The 14,244-nt window shown below is 70.7% G+C and carries 14 protein-coding genes and 1 tRNA gene; 10 read left to right on the forward strand and 5 right to left on the reverse strand.

Features of this window, described 5'->3' with window-relative positions:
- Positions 1 to 320: 320 nt before the first annotated feature.
- Positions 321 to 860 carry a YwqJ-related putative deaminase gene (locus ACIQPR_RS04070; protein ID WP_403641522.1) on the forward strand — a complete coding sequence of 180 codons (540 nt, stop codon included), beginning with the start codon at positions 321 to 323 and terminating at the stop codon, positions 858 to 860.
- 71 nt (positions 861 to 931) lie between these two features.
- Entirely contained in the window at positions 932 to 1,432 is a 501-nt protein-coding gene (locus tag ACIQPR_RS04075; RefSeq protein WP_403641525.1) for an SUKH-3 domain-containing protein, read from the forward strand.
- A 260-nt stretch (positions 1,433 to 1,692) separates the two neighbouring features.
- Here ACIQPR_RS04075 and ACIQPR_RS04080 read toward each other — a convergent pair whose 3' ends face one another.
- The gene (locus ACIQPR_RS04080; protein WP_403641528.1) at positions 1,693 to 3,009 is read right to left on the reverse strand and encodes a sensor histidine kinase; all 1,317 of its coding nucleotides are present in this window, start codon (positions 3,007 to 3,009) and stop codon (positions 1,693 to 1,695) included.
- Between the two features lie 214 nt (positions 3,010 to 3,223).
- On the opposite strand from ACIQPR_RS04080, the gene ACIQPR_RS04085 reads away from it, so the two are divergent.
- The 6 genes from ACIQPR_RS04085 to ACIQPR_RS04110 all read left to right on the forward strand — a co-directional run bounded on the left by ACIQPR_RS04085 (position 3,224) and on the right by ACIQPR_RS04110 (position 7,951).
- Positions 3,224 to 3,295, forward strand: a tRNA-Gln gene (locus tag ACIQPR_RS04085).
- A 132-nt stretch (positions 3,296 to 3,427) separates the two neighbouring features.
- Positions 3,428 to 4,873 (forward strand): bifunctional UDP-N-acetylglucosamine diphosphorylase/glucosamine-1-phosphate N-acetyltransferase GlmU, encoded by a 1,446-nt coding sequence (gene glmU / locus ACIQPR_RS04090; RefSeq protein WP_403641531.1) that lies wholly within the window; start codon positions 3,428 to 3,430, stop codon positions 4,871 to 4,873.
- A 77-nt stretch (positions 4,874 to 4,950) separates the two neighbouring features.
- Entirely contained in the window at positions 4,951 to 5,931 is a 981-nt protein-coding gene (locus ACIQPR_RS04095; protein ID WP_403641534.1) for a ribose-phosphate diphosphokinase, read from the forward strand.
- 203 nt (positions 5,932 to 6,134) lie between these two features.
- Complete coding sequence (locus ACIQPR_RS04100; RefSeq protein WP_403641537.1) at positions 6,135 to 6,719, forward strand: 50S ribosomal protein L25/general stress protein Ctc; 585 nt, start codon at positions 6,135 to 6,137, stop codon at positions 6,717 to 6,719.
- 101 nt (positions 6,720 to 6,820) lie between these two features.
- Positions 6,821 to 7,423, forward strand: a complete 603-nt coding sequence (gene pth / locus ACIQPR_RS04105; protein ID WP_359607297.1) for an aminoacyl-tRNA hydrolase — start codon at positions 6,821 to 6,823, stop codon at positions 7,421 to 7,423.
- An 81-nt stretch (positions 7,424 to 7,504) separates the two neighbouring features.
- Positions 7,505 to 7,951 (forward strand): hypothetical protein, encoded by a 447-nt coding sequence (locus ACIQPR_RS04110; RefSeq protein ID WP_403641541.1) that lies wholly within the window; start codon positions 7,505 to 7,507, stop codon positions 7,949 to 7,951.
- A 32-nt stretch (positions 7,952 to 7,983) separates the two neighbouring features.
- Here ACIQPR_RS04110 and ppc read toward each other — a convergent pair whose 3' ends face one another.
- On the reverse strand, positions 7,984 to 10,716 hold the full coding sequence (gene ppc / locus ACIQPR_RS04115; protein ID WP_403641543.1) for a phosphoenolpyruvate carboxylase: 2,733 nt from the start codon (positions 10,714 to 10,716) through the stop codon (positions 7,984 to 7,986).
- Between the two features lie 307 nt (positions 10,717 to 11,023).
- On the opposite strand from ppc, the gene ACIQPR_RS04120 reads away from it, so the two are divergent.
- Positions 11,024 to 12,040, forward strand: coding sequence for an acyl-CoA desaturase (locus ACIQPR_RS04120; RefSeq protein WP_403641546.1), 1,017 nt, complete (start codon positions 11,024 to 11,026; stop codon positions 12,038 to 12,040).
- Positions 12,037 to 12,714 carry a TetR family transcriptional regulator gene (locus ACIQPR_RS04125; RefSeq protein WP_403641548.1) on the forward strand — a complete coding sequence of 226 codons (678 nt, stop codon included), beginning with the start codon at positions 12,037 to 12,039 and terminating at the stop codon, positions 12,712 to 12,714. The genes ACIQPR_RS04120 and ACIQPR_RS04125 overlap by 4 nt, the downstream gene beginning before the upstream one ends.
- Before the next feature lie 64 nt (positions 12,715 to 12,778).
- On the opposite strand, the gene ACIQPR_RS04130 is transcribed toward ACIQPR_RS04125, so the two are convergent.
- The 3 genes from ACIQPR_RS04130 to ACIQPR_RS04140 all read right to left on the reverse strand — a co-directional run bounded on the left by ACIQPR_RS04130 (position 12,779) and on the right by ACIQPR_RS04140 (position 14,197).
- Positions 12,779 to 12,952: a CsbD family protein gene (locus ACIQPR_RS04130; protein ID WP_403642913.1), complete on the reverse strand. Its 174-nt coding sequence runs from the start codon at positions 12,950 to 12,952 to the stop codon at positions 12,779 to 12,781.
- A 72-nt stretch (positions 12,953 to 13,024) separates the two neighbouring features.
- Complete coding sequence (locus tag ACIQPR_RS04135) at positions 13,025 to 13,387, reverse strand: VOC family protein (protein WP_403641551.1); 363 nt, start codon at positions 13,385 to 13,387, stop codon at positions 13,025 to 13,027.
- Positions 13,388 to 13,390: 3 nt separating this feature from the next.
- Positions 13,391 to 14,197, reverse strand: coding sequence for a trans-aconitate 2-methyltransferase (locus ACIQPR_RS04140; RefSeq protein WP_403641554.1), 807 nt, complete (start codon positions 14,195 to 14,197; stop codon positions 13,391 to 13,393).
- Positions 14,198 to 14,244 lie beyond the last annotated feature (47 nt).

Below are 14,244 nucleotides of genomic sequence, written 5' to 3' on the forward strand. Positions count from 1 at the left end.
CATTCAGTACGATTCACAGCGGCCGAATATCCAATTCGCCCCACTGTGCCCCGTATCGACTGTCTCGTCTTCTTGACGTCTTCGTTCGACTGTCTCCACGCGTCGACCGCGTGGATCGCGGTGCGGACAGCCTATGCGGTACGGCGGCACGGGTCACCGGCAGCGGTCACCGCCGCCCGTCACCGGACCTTCACTTCCGTGACCTGCCGTCACCCCGCCGTGACAGCCCGCCGACGCCCTGGCGTGTCGTACCGCCCCAGCTTCCGCACCAGCCACGGCATTTGGCACTCTGAGACCCGCCGGGGGATGCTCGGGAGGGGATGACGATCATGAACGCCACGCAGACGGGACCGCACACCGGGGCGCACACCGGGCCGTCCGGGGACCCCAGGGTCGGCTGGAGCGCCACCGAGGGACGGCATGTGCCGGCCCTCAACCACCGCCGTGACGGCATACTTCCGACCGTCGCCGCCGCCCTCTCCGTGCGCGGCGCGACCACTCTCACCGGCACCGCCGCGCGCGGCGACCAGCCGCCCGTGCTGCACCCGCTCGTGCAGGACTTCCTCGACACCCTCACCAGCGCCCAGCGCGACCGGTTCACCGGCCGCTGCGCGGAGGCGATCCTGATCTCCCGCCACATCGCCGCCGCAGACGCCGAGCGCAGCAGGCGCGCCGCGCGCAAGCCGATGACCAACGGCGAGGCCCGCAAGGCCCTCAAGCAGGCCAAGCTCACCGCCCGCCGCATCCGCGAGGACGGCGACCCCCTGCACGGCAGCTTCGCCGCCCCCTGCCGGGCCTGCGCGGCCCTGAGCGCCCACTTCGGCGTCCGAGTCGTAGACCCCACGCCGGAGACAGGCTGAACCCCACCACCACACACCCGCACCACGGCACGACCGCACAACCGTCCCTGACGCCGACGATCGAAGGGCAGATGCACCCCGACCGCCACTCGCACTCCTCCACGCGCTTCTCCGTACCCGTCGACGCCGCTCTGCGCGCCGCCGGCTGGCAGCCCGGCCGCTGGGACATAAAGCAGGCCGAGATCTGGGCGGACACCCTGCGCGACCACACCTCGCCCGCAGGCCACCAGCACGCCGTGTTCCCGGCGGCGGTGGAGGCCTGGGCCGAGTTCGGCGGCCTGCGCATCGCACCCACCGGCCCCGGCCGCCAGATCGCCCCCGCCGCACTCCACCTGGACCCGCTGCACGGCCTGCACATGGCCCGCACCCTGGGCGACCTGGGCCGAGCCCTCGACACGGACGTCAGCCCCCTGGGCGAGGAACCCGACACCCAGTCCCTGCTGGCCATCGACGCGGAGGGCCGCGTCTACGCCCTGGACCACACAGGCGACTGGTACCTGGGCGCGGACATCGACCAGGCCCTGACGTCCCTGGTCTCAGGCATGGAACCCCTACGCCTCACAGCAGGCTGACCCGAGCGGGACGACCGTAGAGCCGTAGAGCCACACGAACCGCACCCCACACGGACCGTCGGCCGAGTACGGCGGAAGCACCGGGCACGCCGGGACAGCCGAGTACGGCGAGAAGGGGTCGTGCCGGGGGGTGTCCGCCCGCAGCGGTTGGCGCGTCAACACCCTGACACTCTTGCGAGACCGATTCCGCGCCGTTCCGAGGACGGACACCCCCCGGCACGGCACCGACCCCCCACAAACGGCAGCCCGAGCCCCGGACCTCAGACAGCCGGAATGACGGCAGAGACCCGGAACCCCCCGGCATCCGTGGGCCCCGACACGAACACCCCGCCCAGCGCGAGAACCCGCTCCCGCATCCCGACCAGCCCGTTGCCACCCGAGGGCAACCGGGCAGCGGAGGCGGACGCCGGCTCCGGCGGCGGCTCGTTCTCGACCTGCATAGCGATCTCCGACACCCGGTGCGCGAGCCGTACATGCGTCTTCGCCCCGGCCGCGTGCTTGTGGACGTTGGTCAACGCCTCCTGCACCACCCGGTACGCGGTCTGCTCGATCTCGGCCGCGTACGACCGCGTCTCCCCCTCCACCGACAGATCCACGGCCATCCCGGCCGCCGCGGACTGCCCGAGCAACTCGTCCACGTCCGACAGACACGGCCCGTCGCCCACACCCTCCTCGTCCACGACGCGCGAGGCAGCCGCCGCAGCCGCAACCCCCACCGCGACCAACGGCACGGCGGCCCGCTCCCGGCCCCCCACCCCGTCCCCGCTCCGCAGCACCCCGAGCATCTCCCGCAACTCGGTCAGCGCCTGCCGCCCCATGTCCCCCACGAGGGCCGCGTTCTTGACGGCCTTCTCCGGATCCTTCCGCGCGACCGCCTGCAAGGCCGCCGCGTGCACGACCATCAGACTCACCCGGTGCGCCACGACGTCGTGCATCTCGCGCGCGATCCGGGTCCGCTCCTCGCCGCGCGCCCACTCGGCCCGCTCCTCGGCCCGCTCCGCGAGGAGCTGCAACTCCCGCTCCAGGCTGTCCGCGCGCTCCCGCAGGCTCTCCATCAGACGGCGCCGGGCGCCGACGTACATCCCGAGCAGGACGGGCGGCGCCGTCATCCCCACCGCGGTGGTGATGGAGGCGAACGGCACGAACCAGTCCCCGAGTTCCCAGGTCCCGCGCTGCGTGTCCTGCCGTACCCGCACGAACATGACGATCAGCATGCCGAGGAAGGACATCCCGGCCAGCGACCCGATGATCCGGCGCGGCAGCTCCGACGCGGCGAGGGTGTAGAGGCCGACGATCCCCATCAGGTAGCCCATCTGGGCCGGAGTGATGGCGATGGACACGAGGACGACCGCGATCGGCCACTTGCGCCGCACGATCAGCGTCGACCCGGCCAGCACGCCGAACACGACTCCCACGGCGGCCGGAACCCCCGCGTCGTGCGCGAACCGGACCCCCTCCGCCCCGCACTCCGCCGCGGAGCCGACGGCGAGCCCCAGGTCCAGCGCCGCGCTGCGCCACCTGGTCCACCACCACGGTCCTCCCCGGGCCGTGGCGTCCTCTTCCCCCGTCGTGGTCATGCCTCCAGCCTACGGGCGCCGGGCCCCGGTTTTCCGTCGAGTTTCGACGAGTTGCCTATACCACTGCGCGTAATCGAACAATGACGAAACCGATCACCGCCGACAAGTACCGATCATCGCCGCCAAGTACCGTCGCACGGAGGCCATCGCGTACGGCATAGTGTTGAGTGCCTGCTCGACAACCAGACCAGACATCTGGTTCGAGCGAGTTTGATCCCCCGTGGTGTAATTGGCAGCACCGTGGCTTTTGGTGCCATTTGTCCGGGTTCGAGTCCTGGCGGGGGAGCAACACCTTTCCCCAGCAACACACTTAGGGCCCTGACAGCACTGTCAGGGCCCACTCTCATGTCCCCCATGAAACGCCCCGGTATCCTGCGAATGTCCACCCCCCAGCATTCCGAAGCCGAAGGGCATACCCGTGAGCGCCATTCGCCCGGCAGCCGTCGTCGTACTCGCAGCGGGTGAGGGCACCCGTATGAAGTCGGCCACACCGAAGGTCCTGCACGAGATCTGTGGCCGCACCCTGGTCGGTCATGTGCTGGCCGCCGCCCGCGAGTTGGAGCCGGAGAACCTGGTCGTCGTCGTCGGGCACGCACGGGAGAAGGTCACCGCCCACCTCGGCGAGACCGACCCCGGTGTGCGCACCGCGGTCCAGGCGGAGCAGAACGGCACCGGGCACGCCGTACGGATGGCGCTGGAGGAGATCGGAACCGTCGACGGCACCGTCGTGGTCGTCTGCGGCGACACCCCCCTGCTGCGCGGCGCGACCCTGCGCGAACTCACCGCGAACCACACCACCGACGGCAACGCGGTGACCGTCCTGACCGCCGAGGTCCCGGACTCCACCGGCTACGGCCGGATCGTGCGCGACGGCGCCTCCGGCGCGGTGACCGCGATCGTCGAGCACAAGGACGCCTCCGACTCGCAGCGGGCGATCCGGGAGATCAACTCCGGGGTGTTCGCGTTCGACGGCCAGCTGCTCGCCGACGCCCTCGGCAAGGTGCGCACCGACAACAGCCAGGGCGAGGAGTACCTGACCGACGTCCTCGGCATCCTGCGCGAGGCCGGCCACCGGGTCGGCGCCTCGGTCGCGGGCGACCACCGCGAGATCGCCGGGATCAACAACCGTGTGCAGCTCGCCGAGGCGCGCCGCATCCTCAACGACCGGCTGCTGACCGAGGCGATGCTCGGCGGGGTCACCGTGGTCGACCCGGCGACGACGTGGATCGACGTGACCGTCACCTTCGGCCAGGACGCGACCGTCCAGCCCGGCACGCAGCTGCACGGCGGCACGCACATCGGCGAGGGTGCCGACGTCGGCCCCAACACCCGGCTGACGGACACCGTCGTGGAGGCCGGCGCCCGCGTCGACAACACGGTGGCCGTCAGCTCGCACATCGGCCCGGGGGCGAGCGTCGGGCCGTACGCCTATCTGCGTCCCGGTACCCGGCTGGGCGCGAAGGGCAAGATCGGGACGTACGTCGAGACGAAGAACGCGACGATCGGCGAGGGGACGAAGATCCCGCACCTCTCCTATGTGGGGGACGCGACGATCGGCGAGTACAGCAACATCGGTGCCGCCAGTGTGTTCGTCAACTACGACGGACAGGCGAAACATCACACCACCGTCGGGTCGCACTGCCGCACCGGGTCGGACAATATGTTTGTGGCACCTGTCACGGTCGGGGACGGCGCGTACACCGCCGCCGGGTCCGTGATCACGAAGGACGTACCGCCCGGTTCGCTGGCCGTGGCCCGTGGCCAGCAGCGGAATATCGAGGGCTGGGTGGCCCGCAAGCGGCCGGGAAGCGCGGCGGCGAAGGCCGCGGAAACCGCTTCCCGCCAGCACTCGAACGAAGACTGACCGGAAACGGGTGCGTGCAGGACGGCGTACCGTGATAAACGCACACCCAGTTGAATGACCTCTGAGGAGACAGTGCTGTGACCGGGATCAAGACGACCGGCGAGAAGAAGATGATGTTCTTCTCCGGCCGCGCCCACCCCGAGCTTGCCAAGGAGGTCGCCCAGCAGCTGGGTGTCGGGGTCGTCCCGACGAAGGCCTTCGACTTCGCGAACGGTGAGATCTACGTCCGCTTCGAGGAGTCGGTGCGCGGCGCGGACTGTTTCGTGATCCAGAGCCACACGGCTCCGATCAACCAGTGGATCATGGAACAACTCATCATGATCGACGCCCTCAAACGCGCGTCGGCCCGCTCCATCACGGTGATCGTGCCGTTCTACGGCTACGCCCGCCAGGACAAGAAGCACCGCGGCCGTGAGCCGATCTCGGCCCGGCTGATCGCCGACCTGATGAAGACGGCGGGTGCGCACCGCATCCTCACCGTCGACCTGCACACCGACCAGATCCAGGGCTTCTTCGACGGCCCCGTGGACCACCTCTTCGCCCTGCCGCTGCTGGCGGACTACGTGGGCTCCAAGGTCGACCGCAGCAAGCTCACCGTGGTCTCCCCGGACGCCGGCCGCGTGCGCGTGGCCGACCGCTGGTGCGACCGCCTCGGCGCGCCGCTGGCGATCGTGCACAAGCGGCGCGACAAGGACGTGGCGAACCAGGTGACCGTCCACGAGGTGGTCGGCGAGGTCAAGGGCCGCGTCTGCGTCCTGGTCGACGACATGATCGACACCGGCGGCACGATCTGCGCCGCCGCGGACGCCCTGTTCGCGCACGGCGCGGAGGACGTCATCGTGACGGCCACCCACGGTGTGCTCTCCGGCCCCGCGGCCGACCGTCTGAAGAACTCCCGGGTCAGCGAGTTCGTCCTCACCGACACCCTCCCCACCCCCGGTGAACTGGGCGCCGACCTCGACAAGATCACGGTCCTGTCGATCGCCCCGACCATCGCCAGCGCGGTCCGCGAGGTCTTCGAGGACGGCTCGGTGACGAGCCTCTTCGACGAGCACTGACCCCACGCGTCACGGATCGATCCGTAGATCGATTTCTGGTACGGCCTCCCCGCCGAGTAAGCTGCCCGAGTTGCTCGGCGAGGGAGGCCGTACCGCTTCGCAAGAAGTCCGTACGGCGGTCCGTTATCGACGCGCTCTTCGTAGCAGGCCGATGTTCGGCCGGGTGACCGCCCCCACCCCAATCTGTTCTACGAGGAGTGACCATGGCCGACGTCAAGCTCACCGCCGAGACCCGCACCGAGTTCGGCAAGGGTGCCGCCCGCCGTATCCGCCGTGAGAAGAAGGTTCCCGCGGTCGTCTACGGGCACGGCTCCGAGCCCGCCCACATCACCCTGCCGGGCCACGAGCTGCTGCTCGCCCTGCGCACCCCGAACGTCCTGCTCACCCTGGACATCGAGGGCAAGACCGAGCTGGCGATCCCGAAGGCCGTCCAGCGCGACGCCATCAAGGGCTTCCTTGAGCACGTCGACCTGCTCCTCGTGAAGCGCGGCGAGAAGGTCACCGTCGAGGTCCCGGTCCACACCGAGGGCGAGCTGGCCCCGGGCGCGTACCTCCTGGAGCACGTGCTGAGCACGCTGCCCGTCGAGGCCGAGGCCACCCACATCCCCGAGTCGGTCACCGTGTCCATCGCGGGCCTGGAGGCCGGTGCCTCCATCGTCGCCAAGGACATCCCGCTGCCCAAGGGCACCTCGCTGGCCGTCGACGAGGACGCGGTCGTCCTCCAGGTGCTGGCCGCCCAGGCGGAAGAGGCGCCCGCCGAGGGCGAGGCCGAGGCCACCGAGGCCTGATCCTCACCTTCACCGCTTGTGCCAGCCGCTGTTCCCGCCGGGGACAGCGGCTGGCTGCTGAGGGCCCGGGGAACCGCCCCGGGAGAACACAGCGAGGAGACATGGACGTGACGACCGACGCGAACGCCCCCTGGCTGATCGTGGGCCTCGGCAACCCCGGCCCCGAGTACGCGGCCAACCGGCACAACGTGGGCTTCATGGTGGCCGACCTGCTCGCCGAGCGGATCGGCGGGAAGTTCAAGCGGGCCGGCAAGGCACAGGCGCAGGTCCTGGAGGGCCGGATCGGCGCCCCGGGTCCGGCGAGCCGCCGGGTCGTGCTGGTGAAGCCGATGTCGTACATGAACCTGTCGGGCGGCCCGGTCAACGCGCTGCGCGACTTCTACAAGGTGCCCGTCGCGAACATCGTCGCGGTCCACGACGAGCTGGACATCGACTACGGCACCCTGCGCCTGAAGCTCGGCGGCGGGGACAACGGCCACAACGGGCTGAAGTCGATGACGAAGGCGATGGGCCCCGACTACCACCGGGTGCGGTTCGGCATCGGGCGCCCGCCGGGCCGGATGCAGGTGGCCGACTTCGTGCTGAAGGACTTCTCCTCCACGGAGCGCAAGGAACTCGACTTCCTCGTGGACCGCGCCACCGACTCGGTGGAGTGCCTGGTGAGCGAGGGCCTGGAGCGGGCGCAGAGCGCGTACAACTCCTGAGCCGTCCGACTTGCCCGGCTCATCCCGCTTGTCCCGTACCGGAGTTGACCGTGTGTGCGGGTATGGCCAATGATCCCCGCCATGAACTTCGGACGGCTCGCGGGGATGGGCACGGTCGCCGTGCTGATCCTGATCGCGGGGGTGTGGGGCTCCTGGCCCACCGCGCACAACGTGATGCTGACCAAGGGCCGCGAGCGCGGCACGGTCCGGATCACCGCGTGCGGCGACGACACCTGCACCGGCCCCTACACACCGGTGTCGGCCGGATCGAGCCCCCGCGCCGAGGTCGTCATCGCGCACACCGTGGCGGTGAAGAAGGGCAAGACGTACGACGTGATCGTGAAGCCCGGCACCGACGAGGTGATGCGCTCCGGTCCCGCAGGCGTCCTCTACGCCTGGGTCCCGCTCGGCGGCGCCCTTCTACTGGCCTCGGTGGTGGTGGCGGGCGGGCTGCGCCTGACCCGGGCCGCGTGGATACTGGCCGGCTCGGGGATCGCCCTGCTGACGGCGGCGTTCGTGGCGCTGTGACCAGCGCCTGAACGCCGCCGCACGCTCCTCGGTCAGCCGGTGTTGCGCAGGCCCGCCGCCACGCCGTTGACGGTGAGGAGCAGGGCCCGCGCGAGCAGCGGGTCGGGCTCGGCACCGGCCGCCGCCTCATCGCGCTGGCGCTTGAGGAGGGTCACCTGGAGGTAGGAGATCGGGTCCAGGTAGGCGTCGCGGATGGTGAACGTCTGCTTCAACACCGGGGTGGCGTCGAGGAGTTCGGCCTCGCCGGTGACGCGCAGGACCTCGCGGACGGTGAGTTCGTGCTCGGCCTCGATGTCGGCGAAGACGTGCTGGAGCTCGGCGGGGACGAGGGTCTCGACGTAGTGGCGGGCGATGCGCAGGTCGGTCTTCGCGAGGGTCATCTCGACGTTGGAGATGAAGTTCCGGAAGAAGTGCCACTGCTCGTGCATCTCGTCGAGCACGGTGTCGAGCCCGGCCTCGCGCAGCGCCTTCAGCCCCGAGCCCACACCGAACCAGCCGGGCACGATCTGCCGGGACTGGGTCCAGCCGAACACCCACGGGATGGCGCGCAGTCCGTCGAGCGAGACACCGGAGCCGGGACGGCGGGAGGGCCGCGAGCCCAGGTGCAGATCGGCGAGCTGGTCGACCGGCGTCGACGCGAGGAAGTACGTCGGCAGGTCCGGGTCCTCGACGAGCCTGCGGTACGCGGCGTGGGCCGCGTCGCTGACCACGTCCATGGCCGCGTCCCAGCGCGCGAGCGCCTCGTCGGACTGGCGCGGGGCGGTGTGCAGGGCGGAGGCCTGGAGGGTGGCGGCGACCGTCAGTTCCAGGTTCTCCCTGGCCAGTGACGGCACCAGGTACTTGTCGGAGATGACCTCGCCCTGCTCGGTCACCTTGATCTCGCCCTCCAGGGTGCCCCAGGGCTGGGCGAGGATCGCGTCGTGGGACGGACCGCCGCCGCGGCCGACGGTCCCGCCGCGGCCGTGGAAGAGCCGCAGCCGTACGCCGTAGCGGTGCGCCACGTCACGCAGCCGCCGCTGGGCGCGGTGGATCTCCCACTGCGAGGTCGTGATCCCGCCGAACTTCGAGGAGTCCGAGTACCCGAGCATGACCTCCTGGACGTCCCCGCGCAGCGCGACCAGCCGCCGGTAGGAGGGGTCGGAGAGCATGTCCTCCAGGATGGTGTCGGCGGCCTTGAGCTCGTCGGTGGTCTCCAGGAGCGGCACGATGCCGACCTTCGCCCAGCCGGCGTGCAGGTCGATCAGACCGGCCTCGCGGGCGAGCAGGGCGGCGGCGAACACGTCGTCGGCGCCCTGGCACATCGAGATGATGTACGACTCGATGACCTCGGGCCCGAACACGGCGAGGGCCTTCTTGACGGTCTCGAACACGCCGAGGGTCTTCTCGCCGGCCGCGTCGACAGGCGCCGGGGTGGGCGCGAGGGGCCTGCGCGACCGCAGTTCCTTGGCGAGCAGCTTGGCGCGGTACTCGCGGGGCATGTCCGCGTACCGCCAGGACTCCTCGCCGAGCCGGTCGAAGAGCTGGCCGAGCGCGTGGTGGTGGGCGTCCGCGTGCTCCCGTACGTCCATGGTGGCGAGCTGGAGGCCGAACGCGCCGAGCGTGCGGATCGTACGGTCCATGCGGCCGTCGGCGAAGAGGCCGCCGCGGTGGGCGCGCAGGGAGGTCTGGATCAGGGTGAGGTCGTGCAGCAGCTCGGCGGTGCCCAGGTAGTCGCGGCCGGGCTGGTGCGGGGTGTCCCTGGCCAGGCGGCTCTTGGTGTTCTCCAGCTTCTGCCGGACGCAGGTGGCCTTGAGCCGGTAGGGCTCCTCGGCGTTGAGCCGCTTGTAGCGGGGGCTGATCTCGGGCAGCAGCTCCAGGTCTGCCTGGAGGGACTCCAGCAGTTCGTCCGTCGCGCCCGTGTAGCGGATGGAGTTGGAGAGGAAGCCGCGCAGCTCGTCGATGGTCTCCAGGGCGTCGTTGATGCCGTGCTCGTGCTGGAGGATCAGGACGTCCCAGGTGACCTGGGGGGTGACGTTCGGGTTGCCGTCGCGGTCGCCGCCGATCCAGGTGCCGAAGGTGAGCGGGCGGGTGTCGTCGGGCAGCTTGACGCCGACGCGCTCCAGTTCGGCGGTGAGGTCTTCGAGGACGTCGCCGACCGCGCCGGCGTGCAGCTCGTCGAGGTAGTAGATGGCGTTGCGGGCCTCGTCGGCGGGCTCCGGCCGGACGACCCGGAGCTCGTCGGTCTGCCAGACCAGGTCGATGTTCTCGGCCAGCCGGGTGTCGTAGCGGCGGCGGTCGGACTCGATGACCGGGGTCTCCAGGAGCGTGGCGATGCGCCGGAGCTTGTTCAGCACCGAGCGCCGGGCCGCCTCCGTGGGATGCGCGGTGAAGACCGGGCGGACGTTCAGGTTCTTGACGGTCTCGCGCAGGTGGTCGGGGTCGGCGTCCTTGAGGCGGTCGGCGGTGCGGGCGAGGAGTCCGCCCTCGGCGGCCCGCCGGGCGCGCAGCTCACGGCCTCGGTGCACCTGTTCGGTGACGTTGGCCAGGTGGAAGTAGGTGGAGAAGGCGCGGACCAGCTTGGCGGCGGTCTCCAGTTCGGTGCCGCGCAGCAGCTCGGCGGCGGCCTCGCCGTCCTCCCGGGTGAGGCGGCGGACCTTCTCGACCAGTTCCAGCAGCTCGGGGCCCTCCTGGCGGACGAGGGTCTCGCCCAGCAGGTCGCCGAGGCGCCGGATGTCGGCGCGCAGCTCGTTGTTGGTCGTGGTGGCCTGGTCGTCGGCACTGCTCACAGGTGCGGCTCCTTGCAGTGTTTGAAGCTCGTCTGGAGGGGACCCGGAGGGCGGTCCCGCGGCGGCTGCCGCATACGGGACGGACATCCGGGAAGAAAACAGAGCGGACCGCGCTGTCCGACCGACACCAAGGATAGGTGTCCACTCTGACGCGCGGTCTCACGGGCTTCGTCCGCCGGTCGACACGCTGCCATACTTACGTCGCCGTAGGTTACGGAACCGTAGGGAAGTACATGCTGAACTGTTGCTGCCCGGCTCCCGCCGTCCGACGCTTCGCCTCCACCTCCGAACCCCACAGGGGACGCCCATGACCACGAGCTCCGATGTGATCGACGACGCCCCGCGGGCGAACGACGACGGCACTCCACTGCCCGCCGCCACCCTGGGCGGCGAGAAGAAGGGGTCGCTGGAGCAGCTCACCCTTCTCCTCTTCATCATCGTCCCGTTCCTGGCGCTGATCGCGGCCGTGCCGCTGGCCTGGAGCCGGGGCGGGGTGAGCTGGCTGGACCTCGGCCTGCTGGTGTTCTTCTACTACCTCGGCTGCCACGGCGTGACGATCGGCTACCACCGCTACTTCACCCACGGCTCCTTCAAGGCGAAGCGCCCGTTGCGGATCGCCGTCGCCATCGCCGGGTCGATGGCGGTGGAGGGGCCGCTGGTGCGCTGGGTGGCCGACCACCGCAGGCACCACAAGTTCTCCGACGCGGAGGGCGACCCGCATTCGCCGTGGCGCTACGGCGAGACGGTGCCGGCCCTCGTCAAGGGCCTGTGGTGGGCGCACATCGGATGGATGTTCGACGAGGAGCGCACCCCGCAGGACAAGTACGCGCCGGACCTGATCAAGGACCGGACGATCCGGGCGATCTCCCGCCAGTTCATCTTCTGGACGATGCTCTCGCTCGCGCTCCCGCCGCTGATCGGCGGGCTGGCGACGATGTCCTGGTGGGGCGCCTTCACCGGCTTCTTCTGGGGCTCGCTGGTGCGGGTGGCGCTGCTGCACCACGTCACCTGGTCGATCAACTCGATCTGCCACGCAGTCGGCAGCCGCCCCTTCAAGTCCCGGGACCGCTCGGGCAACGTGTGGTGGCTGGCGATCCTGTCCTGCGGCGAGTCCTGGCACAACCTGCACCACGCCGACCCGACGTCCGCGCGGCACGGTGTGATGCGCGGCCAGCTGGACTCCTCGGCGCGGATCATCCGCTGGTGCGAGCAGCTCGGCTGGGCCTACGACGTGCGCTGGCCGTCACGCTCGCGTATCGATTCACGCCGTATCCCCGCCGCGGAAGGCTCTCGGCCCCGGAAGGAGTCGGCGAAGGCGGCATGATTGACGCCGTGGCGACCGATCCCAGCAGCACCCCGAGCGACGAGAAGCCCCGGCGCGCGCGCCGCACCCGGATGACGGGAGCCGAACGCCGGGCCCAGCTGCTGGAAGTCGGTCGCACGCTCTTCGCCGCGAAGGGTTTCGAGGCCACCTCGGTGGAGGAGATCGCGGCGAAGGCCGGGGTCTCCAAGCCGGTGGTGTACGAGCACTTCGGCGGCAAGGAGGGCCTGTACGCGGTGGTCGTGGACCGCGAGATGCGCCGCCTGCTGGACATGGTGACCAGCTCCCTGACGGCCGGCCACCCCCGCGAACTCTGCGAGCAGGCAGCCTTCGCGCTCCTCGACTACATCGAGGAGTACACGGACGGCTTCCGCATCCTGGTCCGCGACTCCCCCATCCCCCAGTCCACCGGCTCCTTCGCGTCGCTGATCTCGGACATCGCGACGCAGGTCGAGGACATCCTGGGCCGCGAGTTCAAGAGCCGCGGCTTCGACGCCAAGCTCGCCCCGCTCTACGCCCAGGCCCTGGTGGGCATGGTCGCGCTGACCGGCCAGTGGTGGCTGGACGTCCGCCGTCCGAAGAAGGCGGAGGTGGCCGCGCACCTGGTCAATCTGGCCTGGCACGGGCTGGACGGGCTGGAGGCGAAGCCGCGGTTGATAGGGCACCGCAAGAGCTGAGCGCGCGGAAGGGGCCCCTGCCGAGAAGCAGGGGCCCCTTCGCTGTCGGTCGTCGTCCCTCGGCTCAGCGCTTGAACGCGTCCTTGGCCTTCTCCTTGGCCTGCCGGGCGTCACCCTTGGCCTTCTCGGCCCGCCCCTCGGCCTTCATCGTCTCGTTGCCGACGGCCCGGCCCACGGTCTCCTTGACCTTGCCCTTGACCTGTTCCTTCTTGGCCTTGGCCTTCTCGTCCTTCGCCACGTTCATCACTCCCGGTCGGATCGGAACTCGGTCACCACGCGGGTAGCCGCGATCCCGTCCGGCAAACGCGGTTCAGCCTTCCGGTTCCAGGAACTCCAGCCGGTTGCCCACCGGATCCTCCGAGTAGAAGCGCCGGTGCCCCGGCAGCTCCGCGTCCCAGACGACCTTCGCGCCACGGGCCGCCAGCCGGGCCGCGTACGCCTCGATGCCGGTGACGCGCAGCCCGGGATGGGCCTTGGCCGACGGGCGGAAGTCCTTCTCCGTCCCCAGGTGGAGCCGTACGGCCCCGGCCCCGAACCAGCAGCCGCCCCGCGCGGCCAGCGCCGGCGGCTTCGGGATCTCGGTCATGCCGAGGACGCCGACGTAGTAGGCGCGCAGCGCGTCCTCGGTCCCCTCCGGGGCCGCCAACTGCACGTGGTCCACGGCCGCGAGCACCGCTCACACCCCCTTTCGGGCCACCGCGAACAGCCGCCGGAACGGCAGCACCGTGCCGTACTCCGCCGCCGGATACGCCTCGCGGAGCAGGTCGCGGTACTCGGCGACGAACGCGTCCCGTGCCTCCGGGTCGTCGGCGAGGGCCGTGAGGACCGGGCGCAGTCCGGTGCCCTTGACCCAGTCGAGGACGGGGTCGGGGCCGGGCAGGACGTGCTGGTACGTCGTCTGCCAGACGTCCGCCGAGCAGCCGAGGCGGGCCAGCCGGTCGAGGTAGACGCCGGGCGCGTGCACGGAGTCCTCGCGCCGCAGGACCTCGCCGAGCCGGCTCTTCCAGCGGGCGGTGGCGGCGAGTTCGCGCATCAGGGCGTGCAGGGGCGCGTCGATGTTGTCCGGCACCTGGAAGGCGAGGGTGCCGGAGGGGAGGAGCGCGGAGACCCAGTCGCCGAAGCGGTCCAGGTGCCCCGGCACCCACTGGAGGGCCGCGTTCGACACGATCAGGTCGTACGGTTCGGCCGGCGTCCAGGTCGTGGCGTCCGCGTGGGCGAAGTCGAGGCTGCCGCCGCCGGCCGTGGGACCGGCGTAGGGCTCGGTCCTCGCGAGCATCTCGGGCGAGTTGTCGTAGCCGGTGACGCGGGCGGTGGGCCAGCGGTCGGCGAGGACGGCGGTGACGTTGCCGGGGCCGCAGCCGAGGTCGGCGATGCGCGGCGGGGCGGAGGGCAGGTCGGGGACGCGGGCGAGGAGGTCGGTGAAGGGGCGGGCGCGGTGGTCGGCGTGCCGCAGGTACTGGGCGGGGTCCCAAGTGGTCGTCATGACACCCACCCTCCACCCCATTTATCTCGACGTCAAGAGACTTTGAT

It is taken from the genome of Streptomyces sp. NPDC091280 (assembly GCF_044768565.1).
In the GTDB taxonomy this organism is placed as follows: Bacteria; Actinomycetota; Actinomycetes; order Streptomycetales; family Streptomycetaceae; genus Streptomyces.

Excerpts from the sequence above, each read along its gene's own strand:
- ACIQPR_RS04125 (WP_403641548.1), top strand. The coding sequence starts at position 12,037 with ATGATTGACGCCGTGGCGACCGATCCCAGCAGCACCCCGAGCGACGAG.
- ACIQPR_RS04110 (WP_403641541.1), top strand. The coding sequence starts at position 7,505 with ATGAACTTCGGACGGCTCGCGGGGATGGGCACGGTCGCCGTGCTGATC.
- ACIQPR_RS04080 (WP_403641528.1), bottom strand. The coding sequence starts at position 3,009 with ATGACCACGACGGGGGAAGAGGACGCCACGGCCCGGGGAGGACCGTGG.
- pth (WP_359607297.1), top strand. The coding sequence starts at position 6,821 with ATGGACGTGACGACCGACGCGAACGCCCCCTGGCTGATCGTGGGCCTC.
- ACIQPR_RS04075 (WP_403641525.1), top strand. The coding sequence starts at position 932 with ATGCACCCCGACCGCCACTCGCACTCCTCCACGCGCTTCTCCGTACCC.
- ACIQPR_RS04140 (WP_403641554.1), bottom strand. The coding sequence starts at position 14,197 with ATGACGACCACTTGGGACCCCGCCCAGTACCTGCGGCACGCCGACCAC.
- ACIQPR_RS04100 (WP_403641537.1), top strand. The coding sequence starts at position 6,135 with ATGGCCGACGTCAAGCTCACCGCCGAGACCCGCACCGAGTTCGGCAAG.
- ACIQPR_RS04120 (WP_403641546.1), top strand. The coding sequence starts at position 11,024 with ATGACCACGAGCTCCGATGTGATCGACGACGCCCCGCGGGCGAACGAC.
- ACIQPR_RS04070 (WP_403641522.1), top strand. The coding sequence starts at position 321 with ATGACGATCATGAACGCCACGCAGACGGGACCGCACACCGGGGCGCAC.